Annotated in this window: 15 protein-coding genes; 6 read left to right on the top strand and 9 right to left on the bottom strand. The window is 71.7% G+C overall.

From position 1 onward, the window contains the following. Position 1: 1 nt before the first annotated feature. Entirely contained in the window at positions 2 to 1,174 is a 1,173-nt protein-coding gene (locus AVP42_RS00800; protein ID WP_082846881.1) for an NADH:flavin oxidoreductase/NADH oxidase, read from the top strand. A 12-nt stretch (positions 1,175 to 1,186) separates the two neighbouring features. Here AVP42_RS00800 and AVP42_RS00795 read toward each other — a convergent pair whose 3' ends face one another. The 4 genes from AVP42_RS00795 to AVP42_RS00780 form a co-directional block, all read right to left on the bottom strand. Next, entirely contained in the window at positions 1,187 to 1,609 is a 423-nt protein-coding gene (locus AVP42_RS00795; RefSeq protein WP_067945170.1) for a VOC family protein, read from the bottom strand. 91 nt (positions 1,610 to 1,700) lie between these two features. Next, positions 1,701 to 2,738, bottom strand: coding sequence for a hemolysin family protein (locus AVP42_RS00790; RefSeq protein ID WP_067945168.1), 1,038 nt, complete (start codon positions 2,736 to 2,738; stop codon positions 1,701 to 1,703). Further along, positions 2,735 to 4,066 carry a hemolysin family protein gene (locus AVP42_RS00785; RefSeq protein ID WP_067945166.1) on the bottom strand — a complete coding sequence of 444 codons (1,332 nt, stop codon included), beginning with the start codon at positions 4,064 to 4,066 and terminating at the stop codon, positions 2,735 to 2,737. The genes AVP42_RS00790 and AVP42_RS00785 overlap by 4 nt, the downstream gene beginning before the upstream one ends. A 157-nt stretch (positions 4,067 to 4,223) precedes the next feature. Then, positions 4,224 to 5,663, bottom strand: a complete 1,440-nt coding sequence (locus tag AVP42_RS00780) for a GuaB1 family IMP dehydrogenase-related protein (RefSeq protein WP_067945164.1) — start codon at positions 5,661 to 5,663, stop codon at positions 4,224 to 4,226. A gap of 212 nt (positions 5,664 to 5,875) precedes the next feature. On the opposite strand from AVP42_RS00780, the gene AVP42_RS00775 reads away from it, so the two are divergent. Beyond that, on the top strand, positions 5,876 to 9,778 hold the full coding sequence (locus AVP42_RS00775) for a multifunctional oxoglutarate decarboxylase/oxoglutarate dehydrogenase thiamine pyrophosphate-binding subunit/dihydrolipoyllysine-residue succinyltransferase subunit (protein ID WP_082846880.1): 3,903 nt from the start codon (positions 5,876 to 5,878) through the stop codon (positions 9,776 to 9,778). A 121-nt stretch (positions 9,779 to 9,899) separates the two neighbouring features. Here AVP42_RS00775 and AVP42_RS00770 read toward each other — a convergent pair whose 3' ends face one another. The 3 genes from AVP42_RS00770 to AVP42_RS00760 all read right to left on the bottom strand — a co-directional run bounded on the left by AVP42_RS00770 (position 9,900) and on the right by AVP42_RS00760 (position 13,265). Further along, the gene (locus AVP42_RS00770) at positions 9,900 to 12,275 is read right to left on the bottom strand and encodes an MMPL family transporter (protein ID WP_082846883.1); all 2,376 of its coding nucleotides are present in this window, start codon (positions 12,273 to 12,275) and stop codon (positions 9,900 to 9,902) included. Positions 12,276 to 12,363: 88 nt separating this feature from the next. Next, entirely contained in the window at positions 12,364 to 12,621 is a 258-nt protein-coding gene (locus AVP42_RS00765; protein ID WP_067945159.1) for a zf-HC2 domain-containing protein, read from the bottom strand. Further along, positions 12,618 to 13,265: a sigma-70 family RNA polymerase sigma factor gene (locus AVP42_RS00760; RefSeq protein ID WP_197466912.1), complete on the bottom strand. Its 648-nt coding sequence runs from the start codon at positions 13,263 to 13,265 to the stop codon at positions 12,618 to 12,620. Before AVP42_RS00760 ends, AVP42_RS00765 begins: the two co-directional genes overlap by 4 nt. Positions 13,266 to 13,375: 110 nt before the next feature. Between AVP42_RS00760 and aroA the strand changes: the two genes are divergently transcribed. The 3 genes from aroA to bcp all read left to right on the top strand — a co-directional run bounded on the left by aroA (position 13,376) and on the right by bcp (position 16,330). Then, entirely contained in the window at positions 13,376 to 14,746 is a 1,371-nt protein-coding gene (aroA, locus tag AVP42_RS00755; RefSeq protein WP_067945157.1) for a 3-phosphoshikimate 1-carboxyvinyltransferase, read from the top strand. Continuing rightward, complete coding sequence (rsgA, locus tag AVP42_RS00750; RefSeq protein WP_067945155.1) at positions 14,743 to 15,786, top strand: ribosome small subunit-dependent GTPase A; 1,044 nt, start codon at positions 14,743 to 14,745, stop codon at positions 15,784 to 15,786. The genes aroA and rsgA overlap by 4 nt, the downstream gene beginning before the upstream one ends. Before the next feature lie 67 nt (positions 15,787 to 15,853). Further along, complete coding sequence (gene bcp / locus AVP42_RS00745) at positions 15,854 to 16,330, top strand: thioredoxin-dependent thiol peroxidase (protein WP_067945153.1); 477 nt, start codon at positions 15,854 to 15,856, stop codon at positions 16,328 to 16,330. 81 nt (positions 16,331 to 16,411) lie between these two features. Here the strand turns inward: bcp and AVP42_RS00740 are convergent, their stop codons facing one another. Further along, a complete protein-coding gene (locus AVP42_RS00740) occupies positions 16,412 to 16,864 on the bottom strand; it encodes a hypothetical protein (RefSeq protein WP_231878491.1) in 453 nt (150 codons plus the stop codon). Positions 16,865 to 17,065: 201 nt separating this feature from the next. Here AVP42_RS00740 and AVP42_RS00735 point away from each other — a divergent pair, with 201 nt between their 5' ends. Beyond that, positions 17,066 to 17,314, top strand: coding sequence for a WhiB family transcriptional regulator (locus tag AVP42_RS00735; protein ID WP_055859573.1), 249 nt, complete (start codon positions 17,066 to 17,068; stop codon positions 17,312 to 17,314). Between the two features lie 164 nt (positions 17,315 to 17,478). On the opposite strand, the gene AVP42_RS00730 is transcribed toward AVP42_RS00735, so the two are convergent. Continuing rightward, positions 17,479 to 18,972 carry a sensor histidine kinase gene (locus tag AVP42_RS00730; protein WP_067945151.1) on the bottom strand — a complete coding sequence of 498 codons (1,494 nt, stop codon included), beginning with the start codon at positions 18,970 to 18,972 and terminating at the stop codon, positions 17,479 to 17,481. Between the last annotated feature and the right edge of the window lie 24 nt (positions 18,973 to 18,996).

The raw sequence follows: 18,996 nt of genomic DNA, 5'->3' as shown, positions 1-18,996 counted from the left end.
CATGCCCTCGACCATTCCCGCGCCGAACGCGTCCGCGCCCCGACCGCGCGAGCGCGGCACGACCCCGGCGGAGGCGACGACTCCGGCGCTGTTCCGCCCGATCACCATCCGCGGGCTCGAGATCCGCAACCGCGTCTGGGTTCCGCCGCTCTGCCAGTACTCGGTGACCGCCCGCGACGGCGTCCCGCACGACTGGCACCTCGTCCACCTCGGCGCGATGGCGGCGGGCGGCGCGGGGCTCGTCATGGCCGAAGCCACGGCAGTGAGCCCCGAGGGCCGCATCTCCGACCACGACACGGGGCTCTGGAACGACGCGCAGGCCGAGGCGTGGTCCCGGATCACGGCGTTCCTCCGCTCCCAGGGTGCGGCCTCGGGCATCCAGCTGGCGCACGCCGGGCGGAAGGCCTCGGTGTGGCCGGAGTTCCGCCGCCTGCCCGGCTCCCAGCCGATCGAGGAGGGCGGCTGGCCCACGGTCGCGCCCTCGGCGGTGGCGTTCGACGGACTGCGCGAGCCGACGGCGCTCGACGAGTCCGGCATCCTCGCGGTCATCGACGACTTCCGGGCGGCGGCGCGCCGCGCGGTCGACGCCGGCTTCGACCTCGTCGAGGTGCACGCGGCGCACGGCTACCTGGTCCACCAGTTCCTCTCGCCGCTGTCGAACCGGCGCGACGATCGCTGGGGCGGCTCGCTCGAGAACCGCGCGCGCCTGCTGCTCGAGATCGTCCGCGCCGTGCGCGACGAGATCGGCGAGCGGATGCCGCTGTTCGTCCGGTTCTCGGCGACCGATTGGGCGCCCGGAGGGTGGGACGAGGAGCAGACCTCGATCGCGGCCGGGTGGGCGGCCGAACTCGGGGCCGACTTCTTCGACATCTCCACGGGCGGCCTGGTCCGCGACGTGCGGATCCCGGTCGGCCCCGCCTACCAGGCGGCGCATGCGGAGTTCGTCGGCGACCGCGCGGGCGTCTCCGTGTCGGCGGTCGGCCGGATCACCACGCCGGCGCAGGCCGAGGCGCTCGTGGCCTCCGGCGCGGCCGACGCGGTGATGTTCGGGAAGGCGATGATGCGGGATCCGCACTTCGCCCTGCGGGCAGCGCACGAACTCGGCGCCGACACGTCGATGTGGCCGCCGCAGTACGTCCGTGCGCGACCGGACCTGAACGACGGGGAGTGGTGAGCGCGATCCGGCTCAGGCGCCCGCTGCCGAGAGCATGCCCCTCGCCTCGTCCATGGTGACCCGGGTCGGCTGGGCCAGCGCGATGATGTTGCCCTCGCTGTCGTCGAACCAGGCGCCGCGTTCGCCGTCCATGTCGACGACCCCGTCCGTCGTCGTGAGGCCCGGCAGGTCGTAGTCGTGGAACGCGACGCCCTTCGCACGGAGGGCGGCCATGTCGCGATCCAGGTCGTCGGTCATGATCGACAGCGCGGTCGCCTTGTTCGTGCCGGCGAACTGCGACTCGTAGACGAGCACGCCGCTGCCGCCGACCGCGTAGAAGTCGCCGCCCCAGTCGCTGCGGACCGGGTCGAGGCCCAGGACGTCGTGCCAGAACCGGCGCGCCCGCTCGAGGTCGGAGGCGGGCAGCGTGGCCATCATGATGGAGTTCTCGAACATGAGTGCACCTCAGCTTTCGTGACGCGCGAATTCTACGCCCGCGCCCGTCGACCCGCGCCCCCCGATCACGGTGGATCGGGGGGCGGGCGGGTCACCCCCTCCGGGTCGCGTCCTGCACCTCGCCGACGAGCTCCTCGATGATGTCCTCGAGGAAGATCACGCCGGTCGTGGCGCCGTCGCCGTCGAAGGCGCGCGCGACGTGGGTGCCGAGGCGCCGCATCGTCGCGAGGGCGTCCTCGAGGTCGGTCCCGTCGAAGATCGACACGAGGCGACGCACGCGCTTGGCCGGGATGGGGTCGTCGAACTCGTCGTCGTCGAGGTCGATGACGTCCTTGAGGTGCACGTAGCCGTTGGGCTCGCCGTCGTCGCCGGCCAGCACGTATCGCGAGAAGCCGCGACGGGCCACGGCGCGTTCGACGTCGGCCGGGGTGGCATCCGCCGGCAGGCAGACCAGCTCGTCCATGGGGACCGCCACGTCCTCGACCCGCTTGGTCGTGAACTCGAAGGCGGCCGTGAGCGTGCCGCTCGCGTCGGCGAGGATCCCCTCGCGGCGGGACTGGTCGACGATCGTCTGCACCTCCTCGAGCGTGTAGGTCGAGGTCGCCTCGTTCTTCGGTTCGACGCCGAAGAGGCGCAGCACGCCGTTGGCGATGGCGTTCAGCACGACGATCACCGGCCGGAACACGCGCGCGATGAACACGAGCGGCGGCGCGAGCACGAGCACGGCGCGGTCGGGCAGCGAGAACGAGAGGTTCTTCGGCACCATCTCGCCGAGCACGACGTGCAGGTACGACACGAGCAGCAGCGCGATGACGAACGCCACCGTGGACACGACCTGGGGCGACCACCCCGTGAGCCCGAGCGGGTACTCGAGCAGGTGGTGGATCGCCGGTTCCGAGACGGTGAGGATCAGCAGGGAGCAGATCGTGATGCCGAGCTGGCTCATGGCGAGCATGAGCGTCGCGTGCTCCATGGCCCACAGCGCGGTCTTGGCGCTGCGCTTGCCGCGCTCGGCGAGCGGCTCGATCTGCGATCGGCGCGCCGAGATGACGGCGAACTCGGCGCCGACGAAGAACGCGTTGCCCGCGAGCAGCACGAACAGCCAGGCGAGGCCGGCCCAGTCGCTCATCGCTCCACCTCCGTCAGCACGTCGGCGTGCGTGCGCGCGGTCGCCGGGGTGAACTGGATGCGGTCGATGCGGCGACCGTCGAGGCGCTGCACGCGGAAGCGGCCGCCCTCGACCTCGACCTCATCGCCCACCGCGGGCAGGCGGCCGAGCACGCTCATGACGTAGCCCGCGACGGTCTCGTAGGCGCCGTCCTCGGGCACCTGGATGCCCGTGCGATCGAGCAGCTCGTCGGGACGCAGCATCCCGGGGAAGCTCACGAACTCGCCGCGTCGGACGACGCCCGCTCGCGTGCGATCGTGCTCGTCGGCGACCTCGCCGACGAGCTCCTCCACGAGGTCTTCGAGGGTCACGACACCGGCGGTGCCGCCGTACTCGTCGACCACGACGGCCATCTGGTAGCCGCGCCCGCGCAGCTCGCCGAGGAGCAGGTCGAGCTTCATCGTCTCGGGAACCCGCAGCGCCTCGGACTGCAGCGCCGAGACCGGAACCTGGTCGCGCTTCTCGCGCGGCACGGCGACGGCCTGCTTGACGTGCACGAGGCCGACCACGTCGTCGAGGTTCTCGTCGTAGACCGGGAACCTCGAGAAGCCCGTCTGCCGCGCGAGTTCGATGACGGCCTCGGCCGGTTCGAGCCGCTGCACGGCCGCCACGCGCGGGCGCGGCGTCATGACGTCGGACGCGTCGTGCTCCGAGAAGCGCAGCGTCCGGCCGAGGAGCGTCGCGGTGTCCTGCTCGAGCAGCCCCGCGCTGGCCGAGCGCCGGACGAGGCTCGAGAGCTCCTCGGCCGACCGCGCCCCGGAGAGTTCCTCCTTGGGTTCGATGCCCATGGCGCGCAGCAGGCGGTTCGCGCTGCCGTTCAGCACGGCGATCGCGGGACGGAACACCCACGTGAAGGCGGTCTGGAACGGCACGACCACCTTGGCGGTCTGGCGCGGCAGCGCGAGCGCGAAGTTCTTCGGCACGAGCTCGCCGATGATCATCGACAGGAGGGTCGCGACGACCACCGCGGTGACCGCGCCGACGGGGCGGATGAGCCCGTCGGGCAGCCCGATCGAGCGCAGCGGATCGGCGAGGAGCGACGAGATCGCCGGCTCCATCGTGTATCCGGTGAGCAGCGTGGTGAGCGTGATGCCCAGCTGCGCGCTCGACAGGTGCGTCGAGGTGATCTTGAGCGCCTCGATGGTGAGGCCGAGTCGCGACTCCCCCTTCGCGCGGCGCGACTCGAGGTCGGCGCGGTCGAGGTTGACGAGCGCGAACTCGCTCGCAACGAACAGGCCCGTGCCGATCGTGAGGAGGAGTCCGATGCCGAGGAGGATCCACTCAGACATCCGCACCTCCCCGTTCGGTCACGGGCGAGGGTCTATGGCCGGGCGAACTGGCAGAAGGAGGGTCGTCCATTGTGCGGCCCAGTATATCGACGGATGCCGCACGAATGCCGCGTCACGGACCACCGGTGCGTTCGCTGCGGGATCCGCCGCTCGACCGCTACCAGCTGACCGGCAGCGCCTTGCCCTCCTCGTAGCCCGCGGCCGACTGGATCCCCACGAGCGCCCGCTCGCGGAACTCCGGCACGCTGCGCGCCCCGGCGTACGTGAACGAGCTGCGGACGCCCGAGGTGATCATGTCGAGCAGGTCCTCAAGCGACGGCCGGAGCGGGTCGAGGTAGATCGCGGACGACGAGATGCCCTCGGCGAAGAGCTCCTTGCGGGCGAGCTCGTACGGCGACAGCCGGCCGAACCGCTCCTTGACCGCCTTGGTCGAGGCCATGCCCCAGCTCTCCTTGTACACGCGGCCGTCGAGGTCGCGGCGCAGCGTGCCCGGTGCCTCGATGGTGCCCGCGAACCACGAGCCGATCATGACGGATGCCGCGCCCGCGGCGAGCGCGAGCGCCACGTCGCGCGGGTAGCGCACTCCCCCGTCGGCCCACACCGCCGCGCCGGCCTCGCGGGCCGCCTCGGAGGTCTCGAGCACGGCCGAGAACTGAGGCCGGCCGACGGCCGTCATCATCCGCGTCGTGCACATGGCGCCCGGACCGACGCCCACCTTCAGCACGTCGGCGCCCGCGGCGACGAGGTCGGCCACCGCGTCGGCGGTCACGATGTTGCCGGCGACGATCGGGATGCCGAGCCCGGCCGCCTTCACCGCGCGCACGGCGCGGATCATGCCCTCCTGGTGGCCGTGCGCGGTGTCGACGACGAGCATGTCGACGCCGGCGGCGGCGAGCGCGCGGGCCTTCGCCTCGACGTCGCCGTTGATGCCGATCGCCGCGGCGACCCGGAGCCGCCCCGAGGCATCCGTGTTGGGCTCGGAGACGGTGCCGCGCAGGGCGCTGCGGCGGCTCAGGGTGCCGATGACGCGACCGTGCTCGAGCACGGGGGCGAAGTCGATGCCCGCGTCGACCATGAGGTCGAACGCCCGGCGGGGCGTGTCGACGTCGTCGGCGTCGAGCGACGGGATGGCGCCGTGGACGAGGTCGCCGAGCCGTGCGTCGGCCAGCGCCGTCGCGAGCCGGGCGGCGGGGATGGTGCCGGCGTACCGGCCGTCGTCGTCGTGCAGGACGATGCCGTGGCCCTCGACGGGCGGGAGCACCTCGAGGGCGTCGGCGACGGTCTGGTCGGCCGAGAAGGCGTGGGGCACGTCGAACCGCGCAGGCCGCGACTTGACCCAGCGGATGGCGTCGTCGAGCTCCTGGAGCGGCAGGTCCTGCGGCAGCACGCCGATGCCGCCGCGCCGGGCCAGCGTCGCCGCGAGCCTCGGCCCGGTGACGGAGTTCATGTTCGCCGACACGATGGGGATGCTGGCGCCCGACCCGTCGTCGGGCGCGAGCGACACGTCGAGCCGGCTCGTCACGCCGGAGCGGCTCGGCACGAGGAAGACGTCGGAGTACGTGAGGTCGTGCCGCGGCGTCGTGCGATAGAACTGCATGCCACCCAGCGTATTCGGGCGTGGTGGGTGCCACCCGAGAGCGGCGGCCGCGGCGGATCGACGCGATCGATGCGCGCACACTCCGATGCCGATCGCAAGCGGTGCCGAGTGCTCCCCGAACGGGTTTAGGCTTGATGGGGCGTTCCGCGACGTGCTGCGCGCGCCACGCCACCAGGTGAGCATCCATCAATGGAGAGAGTGGGCGAGAGGCTGTGTCGAGCCAATTGACCGGGTCGGGGTCCGAAGAGACGACTGCGGCGGAGTTCGGAGCCAACGAATGGCTCGTGGACGAGATGTACGAGCGGTTCCTCGCCGACCCGGATTCGGTCGACGAGACGTGGCGCCCCGTGCTCGAGCAGTACCGCAGGGTCAAGTCCAACGGCGAGCAGCCCGCACCGGCCACCTCCGCGACCATGCCCGATGAGGCCGCGGTGTACCAGGCCGCCGGCGAGCAGGCCGAGACCGCGACGCCCGACGCATCCGCCCCGGCTCCGGCCGCCGAGGCACCGGCCGCCGAGGCACCCGCCGCTGCCCCCGCACCCGACCAGCCGCGGTCCGAGGCCGCCGCGCCGCAGGCCGACGCCCAGGCGCCCGCCGCCCAGCCGAACGCGCAGCCGGCCGAGCCCGCGGCATCCACCGGCCCGAGCACCTCGCCGAACGCCGTGGTCGGCCAGGCGCCCGAGGCGCGCACCACCTCGGTCGCCCCGCGCACCGCGCCCGTCCCGGCCGACGTGCCCGTCACGGGCCCGCAGCAGCAGCCCGACGGCGGCGAGCGCGAAGACGAGATCGTGCCGCTGAAGGGCATGCCGAAGACCCTCGCCGCGAACATGGATTCGTCGCTCACGGTGCCCACCGCGACCAGCGTGCGCACCGTGCCCGCGAAGCTCATGATCGACAACCGGATCGTGATCAACAACCACCTCCGGCGCACGCGGGGCGGCAAGATCTCGTTCACGCACCTCATCGGGTGGGCGCTGATCCAGGCGCTGAAGGAGTTCCCGAGCCAGAACGTCTCGTACACCGAGGTCGACGGCAAGCCGGCCCTCGTGAAGCCCGCCCACATCGGCCTCGGCATCGCGATCGACCTGCCCAAGCCCGACGGCACGCGTTCGCTGCTGGTCCCGGCGATCAAGCGCGCCGAGACCATGACCTTCAACGAGTACCTCGGCGCGTATGAGGACCTCGTGCGTCGCGCTCGCACCAACAAGCTCACCGCCGACGACTTCAAGGGCGCGACGATCTCGCTCACGAACCCCGGCGGCATCGGCACCGTGCACTCCGTGCCGCGCCTCATGAAGGGGCAGGGCTGCATCATCGGCGCCGGCGCCCTCGAGTACCCGGCCGAGTTCCAGGGCGCGAGCGAGAAGACGCTCGCGAACCTCGCCATCGGCAAGACCATCACGCTCACCTCGACCTACGACCACCGCGTCATCCAGGGCGCGGGTTCGGGCGAGTTCCTGAAGAAGGTCCACGAGCTGCTCATCGGCGAGCGGAACTTCTACCAGGACATCTTCGCGGCGCTGCGCCTGCCCTACGAGCCCATCAAGTGGAACGAGGACATCTCCGTCGACATCGCGAGCGCGATCGACAAGACCGCGCGCGTGCAGGAGCTCATCAACTCGTTCCGGGTGCGCGGCCACATGATGGCCGACATCGACCCGCTCGAGTACGTGCAGCGCTCGCACCCCGACCTCGACCTCGAGAGCCACGGCCTCACCTTCTGGGACCTCGACCGCGAGTTCGTCACCGGCGGGTTCGGCGACAAGCGCACGGCGCTCCTGCGCGACATCCTCGGCGTGCTCCGCGACTCGTACTGCCGCACGATCGGCATCGAGTACATGCACATCCAGGACCCGGTGCAGCGCAAGTGGATCCAGCACCAGGTCGAGCGCAAGTACGAGAAGCCCACGCACGACGAGCAGATGCGGATCCTCAGCAAGCTCAACGAGGCCGAGGCGTTCGAGACGTTCCTGCAGACGAAGTACGTCGGCCAGAAGCGCTTCAGCCTCGAGGGCGGCGAGTCGATGATCGCGCTGCTCGACGAGGTGCTGCAGGGCGCCGCGAAGGAGGGCCTCGACGAGGTCGCCATCGGCATGGCGCACCGGGGCCGCCTCAACGTGCTCACGAACATCGCGGGCAAGACGTACGGCCAGGTGTTCCGCGAGTTCGAGGGAACCCAGGACACCAAGGGCTTCTCCGGCTCGGGCGACGTCAAGTACCACCTCGGCACCGAGGGCACCTTCACCGCCGACGACGGCACGCAGATCCCCGTGTCGCTGGCCGCCAACCCGTCGCACCTCGAAGCGGTGGACGGCGTGCTCGAGGGCATCGTCCGCGCCAAGCAGGACCGCAAGCCGGTCGGCTCGTTCTCGATCCTGCCGATCCTCGTGCACGGCGACGCGGCGATGGCCGGTCAGGGCGTCGTGTTCGAGACCCTGCAGATGTCGCAGCTGCGCGCCTACCGCACGGGCGGCACCATCCACGTGGTCGTGAACAACCAGGTCGGCTTCACGACCGTCCCCGGCGACGCACGGTCCTCGATCTACTCGACGGATGTCGCGAAGGCCATCCAGGCCCCCGTGTTCCACGTGAACGGCGACGACCCCGAAGCCGTCGTCCGCGTCGCGGAGCTCGCGTTCCGCTACCGCCAGGAGTTCAAGCGCGACGTCGTGATCGACCTCGTGTGCTACCGCCGCCGCGGCCACAACGAGGGCGACGACCCGTCGATGACGCAGCCGCTCATGTACAACCTCATCGAGGCCAAGCGCTCGGTCCGCAAGCTCTACACCGAGGCGCTCGTCGGACGCGGCGACATCACCGAGGAGGAGTACGAGAACGCGCACCGCGACTTCCAGGACCGCCTCGAGCGCGCCTTCGCGGAGACGCATGCAGCCCAGACCGGTGCGATCCCGATCGTCGGCGCCGACGACCTGCAGCCCGAGCCCGCCGCGGGCGAGCCCGAGACCACGGGCGTGTCGCTGGAGGTCGTGCACGCGGTCGGCGACGCGTTCGCCAACAAGCCCAACGGCTTCACGGTGCACCCCAAGATCCAGCAGCTGCTCGCCAAGCGGGTCGACATGAGCCGCAACGGCAAGATCGACTGGGGCTTCGGCGAACTGCTGAGCCTCGGCTCGCTCCTCCTCGAGGGCACTCCGGTCCGCCTCGTCGGCCAGGATGCGCGACGCGGCACGTTCGTGCAGCGCCACGCCGTCCTGCACGACCGGGCGAACGGCCAGGAGTGGCTGCCGCTGCAGAACCTGGGCGACCAGCAGGCGCGGTTCTGGATCTACGACTCGCTGCTGTCGGAGTACGCGGCGATGGCGTTCGAGTACGGCTACTCGGTCGAGCGCGCCGACGCCCTCGTCCTGTGGGAGGCGCAGTTCGGCGACTTCGCCAACGGCGCGCAGATCGTGATCGACGAGTTCATCTCGTCTGCCGAGCAGAAGTGGGGCCAGCGCTCGAGCGTGGTCCTGCTGCTGCCGCACGGGTACGAGGGCCAGGGCCCCGACCACTCGAGCGCCCGCATCGAGCGGTACCTGCAGATGTGCGCCGAGAACAACATGACCGTCGCGCGTCCGTCGACGCCCGCGTCGTACTTCCACCTGCTCCGCCGTCAGGCGTACGCCCGTCCGCGCCGTCCGCTCGTGGTCTTCACGCCGAAGGCGATGCTCCGCCTCCGCGGTGCGACGAGCGAGGTCTCGGACTTCACGCAGGGCCGGTTCGAGCCGGTGATCGACGATGCGCGGATCACCGACAAGGCCGCGGTCAAGCGGGTCGTGTTCATGGCCGGCAAGCTCTACTACGACCTGCTCGCCGAGCTCGAGAAGCGCCCCGACCCGGAGATCGCGCTGGTGCGCCTCGAGCAGTACTACCCGCTCCCCGCCGCGGAGCTGAAGGCCGTCGCCGACTCGTACCCGAACGCCGAGCTGGTCTGGGCGCAGGACGAGCCGGAGAACCAGGGCGCGTGGCCGTTCTTCATCATCGAGACGAACAAGCTCGGTCCCCGCGAGGTGCGCGTGGTGGCCCGCCCGGCCGCGGCGTCGCCCGCGACCGGTTCGGCCAAGCGCCACGCCGCCGAGCAGGCCGACCTGGTGAAGCGGGCGCTCAGCCGCTAGCCGCGAAACGCGAAACGAGCGGATGCCTCAGTGGGGGCATCCGCTCGTTCCGTTCTCCCCTCCTGGAGGGGAAGCCGGCCGCGGCGGTGGCGTGGGCGGTGCCGCCGCGGCCGGCGGTCCGTCACCCGGCCTGGACCGGGTCGCGTCGCGGAGGCTCGGCCGCGTCGGCCGTGTCCCCGTCCGCCAAGTCTGCGCTCGCCTCCGCCGGGACCGCCTCGGCGCCCTCCGACGACGGCTCGTCGGTGTCGGGCGCCGCGTGCACGCCGTGGCGTCGTTCCTCGCGCGCGAGTCGACTCGGCCACCAGATCGCCCGGCCGATGTCGTACGAGGCGGCCGGCACGAGCAGGGTCCGCACCAGGAACGTGTCGAGCAGCACGCCGAAGGCGACGATGAACGAGATCTGCGCGAGGAACAGGATCGGTAGCACGCCGAGCGCGGCGAAGGTCGCGGCGAGCACGAGCCCGGCCGACGTGATGACCCCGCCGGTGAGCCGCAGCCCGCGGAGGATGCCCTCGCGCGTGCCGTGCCGCATGGCCTCCTCCCGCACGCGGGTCATGAGGAAGATGTTGTAGTCGACGCCGAGCGCGACGAGGAACACGAACCCGAAGAGCGGGACGGACGGGTCGGCGCCGGGGAACCCGAGGATGAACTCGAAGACGAGCGCCGAGACGCCGAGGGCCGCCGCGAACGAGAGCACGACGCTCGCGATCAGGATGAGCGGTGCGACCACGGCGCGCAGCAGCAGCATGAGGATCACGAGGATCGCGAGCAGCACGAGCGGGATGATGAGTCGCTGGTCGTTCACCGCCGCCTCGTTCGTGTCGAGCGCCACCGCGGTCGGGCCGCCGACGAGCACGTCCTCGCCGACCTCGTCGAGGGCCGCGCGCAGGTCCACGACCGTCGCCTCCGCCTCGGCCGAGTCGGACGGGTCGTCCAGGGTGGCCTGGAGCAGCACGTTGCCGTCCACGACGGTCGGCGCGGGCGCGGGCGTGCCGGGCGGGCCGAAGGCCTGCACGCCGTCCTCGGTGACGGGCGCGCTGCCCGCGGGCGAGTCGGTCGACAGCACCGCGACGGATGCCACGCCGTCGATGCCGAGCGCGACGTCGGCCATCTCCTGCAGGTCGTCCTCCGGCCCGATGATGGCGGCCGGGGTGCCGGAGCCGCCGGGGAAGTGCTCGCTCACGAGCTCCTGGCCGTCGCGGGCCTGCGACTCGCCGAGGATGAACTCGCTCGACGGGACGCCGTCGGCGTCGAGTCGGACGAGGCCGATCGACATCACCGCGAGCAGGAGGGTCGAGAGGATCCACACCGTGCGGGGGCGGCGGGACACGAGGCGTCCGACGGCGCCCCACAGTCCCCGCTCGCCTGCAGCGCGGTCGTCGACGACGTCGGCGTGACGCCCGTGCGAGGGGTCTGCGGCCGTGGCATCCGGCCGGGCGATGCGGCGCGGCCAGAAGGCCACGCGCCCGGCCCACAGGAGCAGCGCCGGGAGCAGCGTGAGGGCGGCGAGCAGTGCGAACACGATGCCGATGGCCGCGACCGGGCCGAGGATCTTGTTCGAGTTGAGTTCGCTCGCGAGCAGGATCAGGAGCGCGACGATGACGGTGCCGGCCGACGCCGCGATGGGCTCCCACGAGCCCTTCAGCGCCGCCCACGTGGCATCCCACTTGCGCTCGTGCTGGGCGAGCGCCTCGCGGTACCGCGCGATGTAGAGCAGCGCGTAGTCGGTCGCGGCGCCGATGACGAGGATGAAGAGGATGCCCTGCGTCTGCCCCGAGAGCAGGAGCAGGTCGGCCTGCGCGAGCTGCACGACCGTGAACACGGAGGCGGTCAGCGCCGTGAGGCTCGTGAAGAGCACGATGATCGGCAGCAGCGGCGAGCGGTAGACGACGACCAGGATCACGAGCACGGCCGACAGGGCCACGAGCAGGAGCAGGCCGTCGATGCCCGAGAACGCCTCGGCGAGGTCGGCGGTGAAGCCGGCGGGTCCCGTGACGGCGGCCGTCGTGCCGTCGATCGCCGACTCCTCGAGCAGCGCCCGCATCTCCTCGATGGTGACGCCGGAGCCCTCCTCGCCCTCGCCGGGCGCGACCGAGGCGACGAACTGGGCGGCCTCGCCGTCCTCCGACGGGATGACCGGCGACGTCTCGTCGGCGACGACGCCCTCGACGTCGAGCACGTCGTCGCGCAGCGCCTCGACGTCGGCGAGCTGCGCCTCGGTGAGCTCCGTGCCGTCGTCGGTCGCGACGATCACGATCGCGGGGACGTTGTCGGAGTCCCGGAAGCCGTCCTGGAGGTCGTTGACCTCCGTGGCCTCGGCCGAGGCCGGCAGGAACGACGCCTGGTCGTTCTGCTGCACCTCGCTGATCGTGCCGAACGCGGCACCGCCCGCGCCGAACAGCGCGAACCAGACGAGGATGAGGACGGTCGGGATGAGCACCCGGAGCCACGTGGGCACACGTCCGGGGCGCTTGGCGGGGGTGGCGGTCTCGTTCATCGTCACCGACGGTACGGAACGGGCACCGCCCGGCGCGTCCATCGAAAGTTCGGACCGCGCCCGCTTGCCGGACGGCGAACCGCCGGGATCAGTCGACGAGGACGCCGTGCCCGGACTGGATGTCGCGGATGCGCGTCATGACCATGAGGCGCAGTTCCTCGGGCGCCGTCTCGCGGCACGCCCGCTGCACGACCTCGGTGATCGCCACGCCGACGCGCAGCTCGCCGCGGCAGTCCTCGCAGTGCTCCATGTGCTCGCGGATGTCGGCGGCATCCGCACTGCACAGCTCGTTGTGCAGGTATTCCTCGAGCTCGGCCTTGGCCTTCTCGCAGCCGCAGTCCGTCATTTCGTGCTCCTCCGGGATCGGGTGGTCGCCGGCGCGACGGCGATGCCCTGCTCGGTCGCGTATTCGGCGAGGGACTCGCGGAGCAGGCGCCGGCCACGGTGCAGGCGGCTCATCACGGTCCCGATGGGGGTGTTCATCATGTCGGCGATCTCCTGGTAGGAGAACCCCTCGACGTCGGCGAAGTACACGGCCAGGCGGAAGTCCTCGGGAAGGGCCTGGAGCGCGTCCTTCACGGCCGAGTCGGGGAGGTGGTCGATCGCCTCCGCCTCGGCCGAGCGGCTCGAGGACGCGGTCGTCGACTCGGCACCGCCGAGCTGCCAGTCCTCGAGGTCGTCGATCGTGCCCTGGTAGGGCTCCCGCTGCTTCTTGCGGTACGTGTTGATGAAGGTGTTGGTGAGGATGCGGTACAGCCACGCCTTCAGGTTCGTGCCCTGCGTGAACGACCCGAAGGCGGCGTACGCCTTCACGAACGTCTCCTGCACGAGGTCCTGCGCGTCGGCCGGGTTCTTGGTCATGCGCAGCGCGGCCGCGTAGAGCTGGTCGATGAACGGCAGCGCCTGCTCTTCGAACAGCGCGCCGAGGTCGCGCGTCTCGTCGTCGGGCCGATCGGCGTCGGCCTGGTTCGCGGTGTCGTCGGCGGTCATCAGGGGCCATCCTAGGTCCTGAGGCTCCGAGACCACCGGGCGGTCGAGCACCGTCATCGTCACGCGCACCAACTCCTTCCCGTTCCGCCGAGCGCTACTGTTGGTAACCGATGCAGCTTTCGAGGTATTCCGCGCCCGAGTTCGACCCGTACGGCGACAACCGCCAGGTGGAGTCGGATGACGGATGGCGTGCGCCGGTGGCGTCGGCCCCGCTCGCGGCGACCCTGTCGCTGCCGGGTTCGAAGTCGCTCACCAACCGCGAACTCGTCCTCGCCGCCCTCGCCGACGGACCCTCGACGCTCCGCGCTCCCCTGTGGTCGCGCGACAGCGAGCTCATGATCGAGGGGCTGCGGCAGCTCGGCGTCGGGTTCGAGCGGATGCCGGGTGCCGGCGGGTTCGGCGACGACCTCCGGGTCACGCCGACCGACGAGCTCGTCGGGTCGACCACGATCGACTGCGGACTCGCGGGCACCGTCATGCGGTTCCTGCCCCCGGTGGCGGCGCTCGCCCTCGGCCCCACGACCTTCGACGGCGACGAGGGCGCCCGTCGCCGTCCGATGCGCGGCGTGATCGACGGCCTCCGCGGCCTCGGCGTCGACCTGGACGACGACGGTCGGGGCGCCCTGCCGTTCACGGTGCACGGCTTCGGGCGGGTCGCGGGCGGCGAGCTCGCCATCGACGCCTCCGCCTCGAGCCAGTTCGTCTCGGGGCTGCTGCTCTCCGCACCGCGCTTCGAGCGCGGTCTCGACCTCACGCACACGGGCGAACGCCTGCCGAGCCTGCCCCACATCGAGATGACGATCGAGACCCTCGCCCTGCGCGGCGTCACGGTCGAGCAGCCCGCGGTCGGCCGCTGGATCGTCGCTCCGGGGCCCATCGCCGCACGCGACGTCGACATCGAGCCCGACCTCTCGAACGCGGCACCGTTCCTGGTCGCAGCGGTCGTCGCGGGCGGGTCCGTCACGATCTCCGGGTGGCCCACCGCGACGACGCAGGTCGGCGCGCACCTGGCCGACCTCCTCCCCCGGTTCGGCGCCCGCGTCGAGCGCGACGGCGACCGGCTCACCGTGCACGCGCCCGAGCCCGCCGAGGACGGCGGACGCGGCATCCGCGGCGTCGAGCTCGACCTCTCGGAGGCGGGCGAGCTCGTGCCCAACCTCGTGGCGCTCGCGGCGCTCGCCGACGAGCCGAGCACGTTCACGGGAATCGGGCACATCCGACACCACGAGACCGACCGGCTCGCGGCGCTCGCGGCCGAGCTCAACGGCCTCGGCGGCAGGGTGACCGAGCTCGACGACGGCCTGCGCATCGAGCCCGCGCCGCTGCACGGCGGGGAGTGGAAGGCGTACGCCGACCACCGCATGGCGACCTCGGGCGCCATCGTGGGGCTCGCGGTCGAGGGCGTGGTCGTCGACGACATCGGATCGACGTCGAAGACACTGCCCCAGTTCACCGAGCTCTGGGAGCAGATGCTCGGATGAGCTGGTGGGACACCGACGACGAGGACGAGCCGGAGTACGACCAGTACGACGAGTCCGACGTGCGGGTCCGACCCAGCCGCCGCGGGAGCCGGCCGCGCACGAAGGTGCGTCCCGAGCACGCCGACGCCGAGACCGGGATCGTGCTCGGCGTCGACCGCGGCCGCTACACCGTGCTCGTCGACGACGCCGAACCGACCGAACGGGAGATCACCGCCGCTCGCGCGAGCGAGCTGCGCCGCAAGTCAGTCGTGACCGGCGACCGCGTCGACCTCGTCGGCGACACGTCGGGCGACGAGGGCACGCTGGCCCGCATCGTGCGCGTGCAGGAGCGCACGACCCTGCTTCGCCGCAGCGCCGACGACACGGACGCCGTCGAGCGCGTCATCGTCGCGAACGCCGACCAGATGCTCATCGTGATCGCCGCCGCCGACCCCGAGCCGCGCGTGCGCCTCGTGGACCGCTACCTCGTCGCCGCGTACGACGCGGGGATCGCCCCGATCGTGTGCGTGACGAAGACCGATCTCGCCGACCCCGAGCCGTTCCTGGCGAACTTCGCCGGGCTCGACCTCCCGGTGCTCCGCAGCCGCGCCGACGCGATGCCGCTCGACGAGATCGCCGAGCGGCTCGTCGGCCACCGCACGGTCTTCGTCGGCCACTCGGGCGTCGGCAAGTCGACGCTCGTGAACGCCCTCGTCCCCGAAGCCCATCGCGCCACGGGGCACGTCAACGTGGTCACGGGCCGCGGGCGACACACGTCGTCCTCGACCGTCTCCCTCCGCCTCGAGCACGACGGACGGACGGGCTGGGTCATCGACACCCCCGGCGTCCGCTCGTTCGGCCTGGGGCACGTCGACCCCTCGAACATCCTCGGCGCCTTCGCCGACCTGGCCCGCATCGCCGAGGACTGCCCGCGCGGCTGCACGCACCTGCCGGACTCTCCCGACTGCGCGATCATCGAGGCCGTCGAGGCCGGCGAGCTCGGCGAATCCGGGCGCGTGCGCCTCGACTCGCTGCAGCGCCTGCTCGCGACGTTCGCCTGAGGTTCCGAGCGCCTCGGATGCCGGGGGCGCGCGGCGCGGCATCCTTCGCCGTGCCTACGATTGGGGCATGACCGACGCTCGACTCGCCCCCGGCGACCTCGCCCCCGACTTCACCCTGCCCGACCAGGACGGCAACCCCGTCACGCTCTCGTCCCTCCGCGGGCAGAAGGTCGTGCTCTACTTCTACCCCGCCGCCATGACGCCCGGCTGCACCACCGAGGCCTGCGACTTCCGCGACCACCTCAACTCGTTCGCCGGCGCGGGCGTGCGCGTGGTCGGCGTCTCGAAGGACGACGTCGCGACGCTCAAGCAGTTCGCCGAGCGCGACGGCCTGAACTTCCCGCTCCTCTCCGACACCGACCTCGCGGTGCAGCAGGCGTACGGCGCGTGGGGCGAGAAGTCGCTCTACGGCAAGACGGTCACGGGCGCCATTCGCTCGACCTTCGTCATCGACGAGGAGGGCCGCATCGACAAGCCCATGTACAACGTCAAGGCCACCGGGCACGTCGCCCGCATCCGCAAGGACCTCGGCCTCGACGGCTGAGACCCGCCGTTCCTCCGGGCGGTCGTCGCGATGCGGCGGCCGCCCGCGGCGTCTCCGCTCCGGTCAGGCCGGCATCGCGGGTCAGCCGGCCGTGGGGTGCGAGGCGTCCTCGTCGCGCGCGTACGCCGCGCGGACCGGCGGCCAGAGCAGCAGGCCGACGACCGTGACCGCGGGGATGAGCAGCGCCCACCCGATGTCCGGGCGGGCGAAGAGGCCCTGGAACGCACCCACCGCGATCGACAGCTGCAGCACCTGCCAGACGATCGCGCCGGCTCGGGCCCACGGCGCACGCCGCACCGAGGCCACCGCGATGGCGGCGACCCAGACGGCCGCGAGGGCGGTGATCACGATGAGGGCGATCGCGGTCGCGAACGACGACGGCTGCAACACCAGCAGGTCGATGACGAGCCACACGACCATTGCCGCGAGCGCCGCCGCCTCGGCGAAGAGCAGGACGGTGACCGTGAGCAGTGCCGCCCGGACCCCTCCCGGCGCGGACGCGGTCGCGTCTCGGCCGGCGTCCCGCCCATTCACAGGCTTCTCCGAAAGTGCACTCTTGATTCACTTCCCACGCTATGCGACCATTTATGAGGCCGAATTGATGCTCACAGGGACGTGAGCCGATCTTCCACGATCCTACTTCCCGAGATTCGGCTTTCCCCCACCGCAGCCCCGCCGGTTCCCGGCAGCGCACGCATGCGTCTGCTGCGGATCGACAACGCAAGGAGCATCTGAATGGATTGGCGCGACAAAGCCGCCTGCCTGACCGCGGACCCGGAACTCTTCTTCCCCGTGGGGAACACCGGACCGGCCGTCGACCAGATCGAGAAGGCCAAGGCGGTCTGCGCCCGATGCACCGTCACCGAGATCTGCCTCCAGTACGCCCTCGAGACCGGCCAGGACTCGGGCGTGTGGGGCGGCCTCAGCGAAGACGAGCGCCGCGCCCTCAAGCGCCGCGCCGCGCGAGCACGTCGCGCGGGCTGACGCCCGCGCGCGTTGCGGGCCGGCTGCCGCAGTCCCCGGATCGACTTCGACCGGCAGGCCCACGGCCCGCACTCCCCGCAAGCACCCGAACCGGACGGCACCCGCATCGCGCGGGTGCCGTTCGCATGCGGGGACCGATCCTCGTCGGCGCGCGGCGCCCCTGATCAGGGCTTCGTGATCCAGCGCAGCGGCACCTCGATCGTCACCTCGGTGCCACTGCCGACCACGGTGTGCCAGTCGATCGTCCCGCCGAGCTCGCCCTGGATCAGCGTCCGGACGATCTGGGTGCCGAGGCCCTCGCCGACCTTGCCCTCGGGCAGCCCTGAGCCGGTGTCGCGGACCTGCACGATGAGCATCGTCTCGGACCGGCTCGCGATGACCTCCACGTCGCCCTCCTGCCCGGCGAGGCCGTGCTCGACCGCGTTCGTGACGAGCTCGGTGAGCGCGAGGGCGAGCGGCGTGGCGTAGGCGCTGGGCAGCACCCCGAACGTCCCCGACTTCTTCGGGTGCGCCGTCGTGTTGTGGGCTGCGGCGACCTCGGCCACGAGCAGCAGCGCGCGGTCGAACACCTCGTCGAAGTCGACGTTCTGGCTGAGGCCCTCGGAGAGGGTGTCGTGGACGACGGCGATCGCACCGACGCGCCGCATCGCCTGGGTGAGGGCGTCACGCGCCTCGTCGGAGTGCGTGCGCCGTGCCTGGATGCGCAGCAGCGACGCGACCGTCTGCAGGTTGTTCTTCACGCGATGGTGGATCTCGCGGATCGTCGCATCCTTGGTGATGAGCTCCTGCTCCTGGTGGCGCAGCTCGGTGACGTCGCGCGTGAGCACGATCGCTCCGGTGCGCTCGCCGCGGCGACGGATCGGGATGGCTCGGAGGGACACCGTCACACCGCGCGACTCGACGTCCGTGCGCCACGGTGCGCGCCCGGTGACGACGAGCGGCAGCGACTCGTCGACGTCGAGCCGCCCGCTGAGCAGCCGCGACGCGACATCGGCGAGCGACTGGCCCTCGAGCTCGTCGTCGAAGCCCATGCGGTTGAACGCCGACAGCGCATTCGGGCTGGCGAACGTCGTGATGCCGTCGACGTCGAGGCGGATGAGCCCGTCCGACGCGCGCGGCGCGCCGCGCCGGGGGCCCGTCGGTGCGCCGAGGTCGGGGAAGTCCCCCGAGGCGATCATCTGGAACAGTTCGGCCGCGCAGTCGTTGAACGTCAGCTCCTGACGGCTCGGGGTGCGGGTCGACCCGAGGTTGGTGTGCCGGGTGATGACGGCGACCGGCTCGGGCGCCAGCTCGGTGCCGGTGACGGAGAGCCGACGCATCACGGGCACGGAGCGGACGCGCGTCGGCATCTCCTCGTACCAGTCGGGTGCCGAGGAGTCGACGATCGCGCCCGAGTCGAACGCCTGCGAGACGAGGTCGCGCCACTCCGCGCGGATCGCCTGCCCGACGAAGTCGCGGTAGAACAGGGTCGCCGCGCTCGACGGACGCGAGTGCGCGACGGCGACGAAGTCGTCATCGCCGGACGGCACCCAGAGCACGATGTCGGCGAAGGCGAGGTCGGCGAGGAGCTGGAGGTCGCCGACGAGCATGTGGAGCCAGTCCACGTCCGCCTGGCTGCTGCGCCCTTGGGCGAGGACGAGATCACTGAGGGTCGACACAGACCCAGCGTAGCGAGCGCTGAC

Origin of the sequence: Agromyces sp. NDB4Y10 (assembly GCF_001620055.1) — a bacterium.
Lineage (GTDB): Bacteria > Actinomycetota > Actinomycetes > Actinomycetales > Microbacteriaceae > Agromyces > Agromyces indicus.
Note: the sequence above shows the minus strand (reverse complement) of the source record. Positions and strands in the feature narration are given on the sequence as shown.

Coding starts and splice junctions, on each gene's coding strand:
- AVP42_RS00800 (WP_082846881.1), top strand. CDS start 2: ATGCCCTCGACCATTCCCGCGCCGAACGCGTCCGCGCCCCGACCGCGC.
- AVP42_RS00795 (WP_067945170.1), bottom strand. CDS start 1,609: ATGTTCGAGAACTCCATCATGATGGCCACGCTGCCCGCCTCCGACCTC.
- AVP42_RS00790 (WP_067945168.1), bottom strand. CDS start 2,738: ATGAGCGACTGGGCCGGCCTCGCCTGGCTGTTCGTGCTGCTCGCGGGC.
- AVP42_RS00785 (WP_067945166.1), bottom strand. CDS start 4,066: ATGTCTGAGTGGATCCTCCTCGGCATCGGACTCCTCCTCACGATCGGC.
- AVP42_RS00780 (WP_067945164.1), bottom strand. CDS start 5,663: ATGCAGTTCTATCGCACGACGCCGCGGCACGACCTCACGTACTCCGAC.
- AVP42_RS00770 (WP_082846883.1), bottom strand. CDS start 12,275: ATGAACGAGACCGCCACCCCCGCCAAGCGCCCCGGACGTGTGCCCACG.
- AVP42_RS00765 (WP_067945159.1), bottom strand. CDS start 12,621: ATGACGGACTGCGGCTGCGAGAAGGCCAAGGCCGAGCTCGAGGAATAC.
- AVP42_RS00760 (WP_197466912.1), bottom strand. CDS start 13,265: ATGACCGCCGACGACACCGCGAACCAGGCCGACGCCGATCGGCCCGAC.
- aroA (WP_067945157.1), top strand. CDS start 13,376: ATGCAGCTTTCGAGGTATTCCGCGCCCGAGTTCGACCCGTACGGCGAC.
- rsgA (WP_067945155.1), top strand. CDS start 14,743: ATGAGCTGGTGGGACACCGACGACGAGGACGAGCCGGAGTACGACCAG.
- bcp (WP_067945153.1), top strand. CDS start 15,854: ATGACCGACGCTCGACTCGCCCCCGGCGACCTCGCCCCCGACTTCACC.
- AVP42_RS00735 (WP_055859573.1), top strand. CDS start 17,066: ATGGATTGGCGCGACAAAGCCGCCTGCCTGACCGCGGACCCGGAACTC.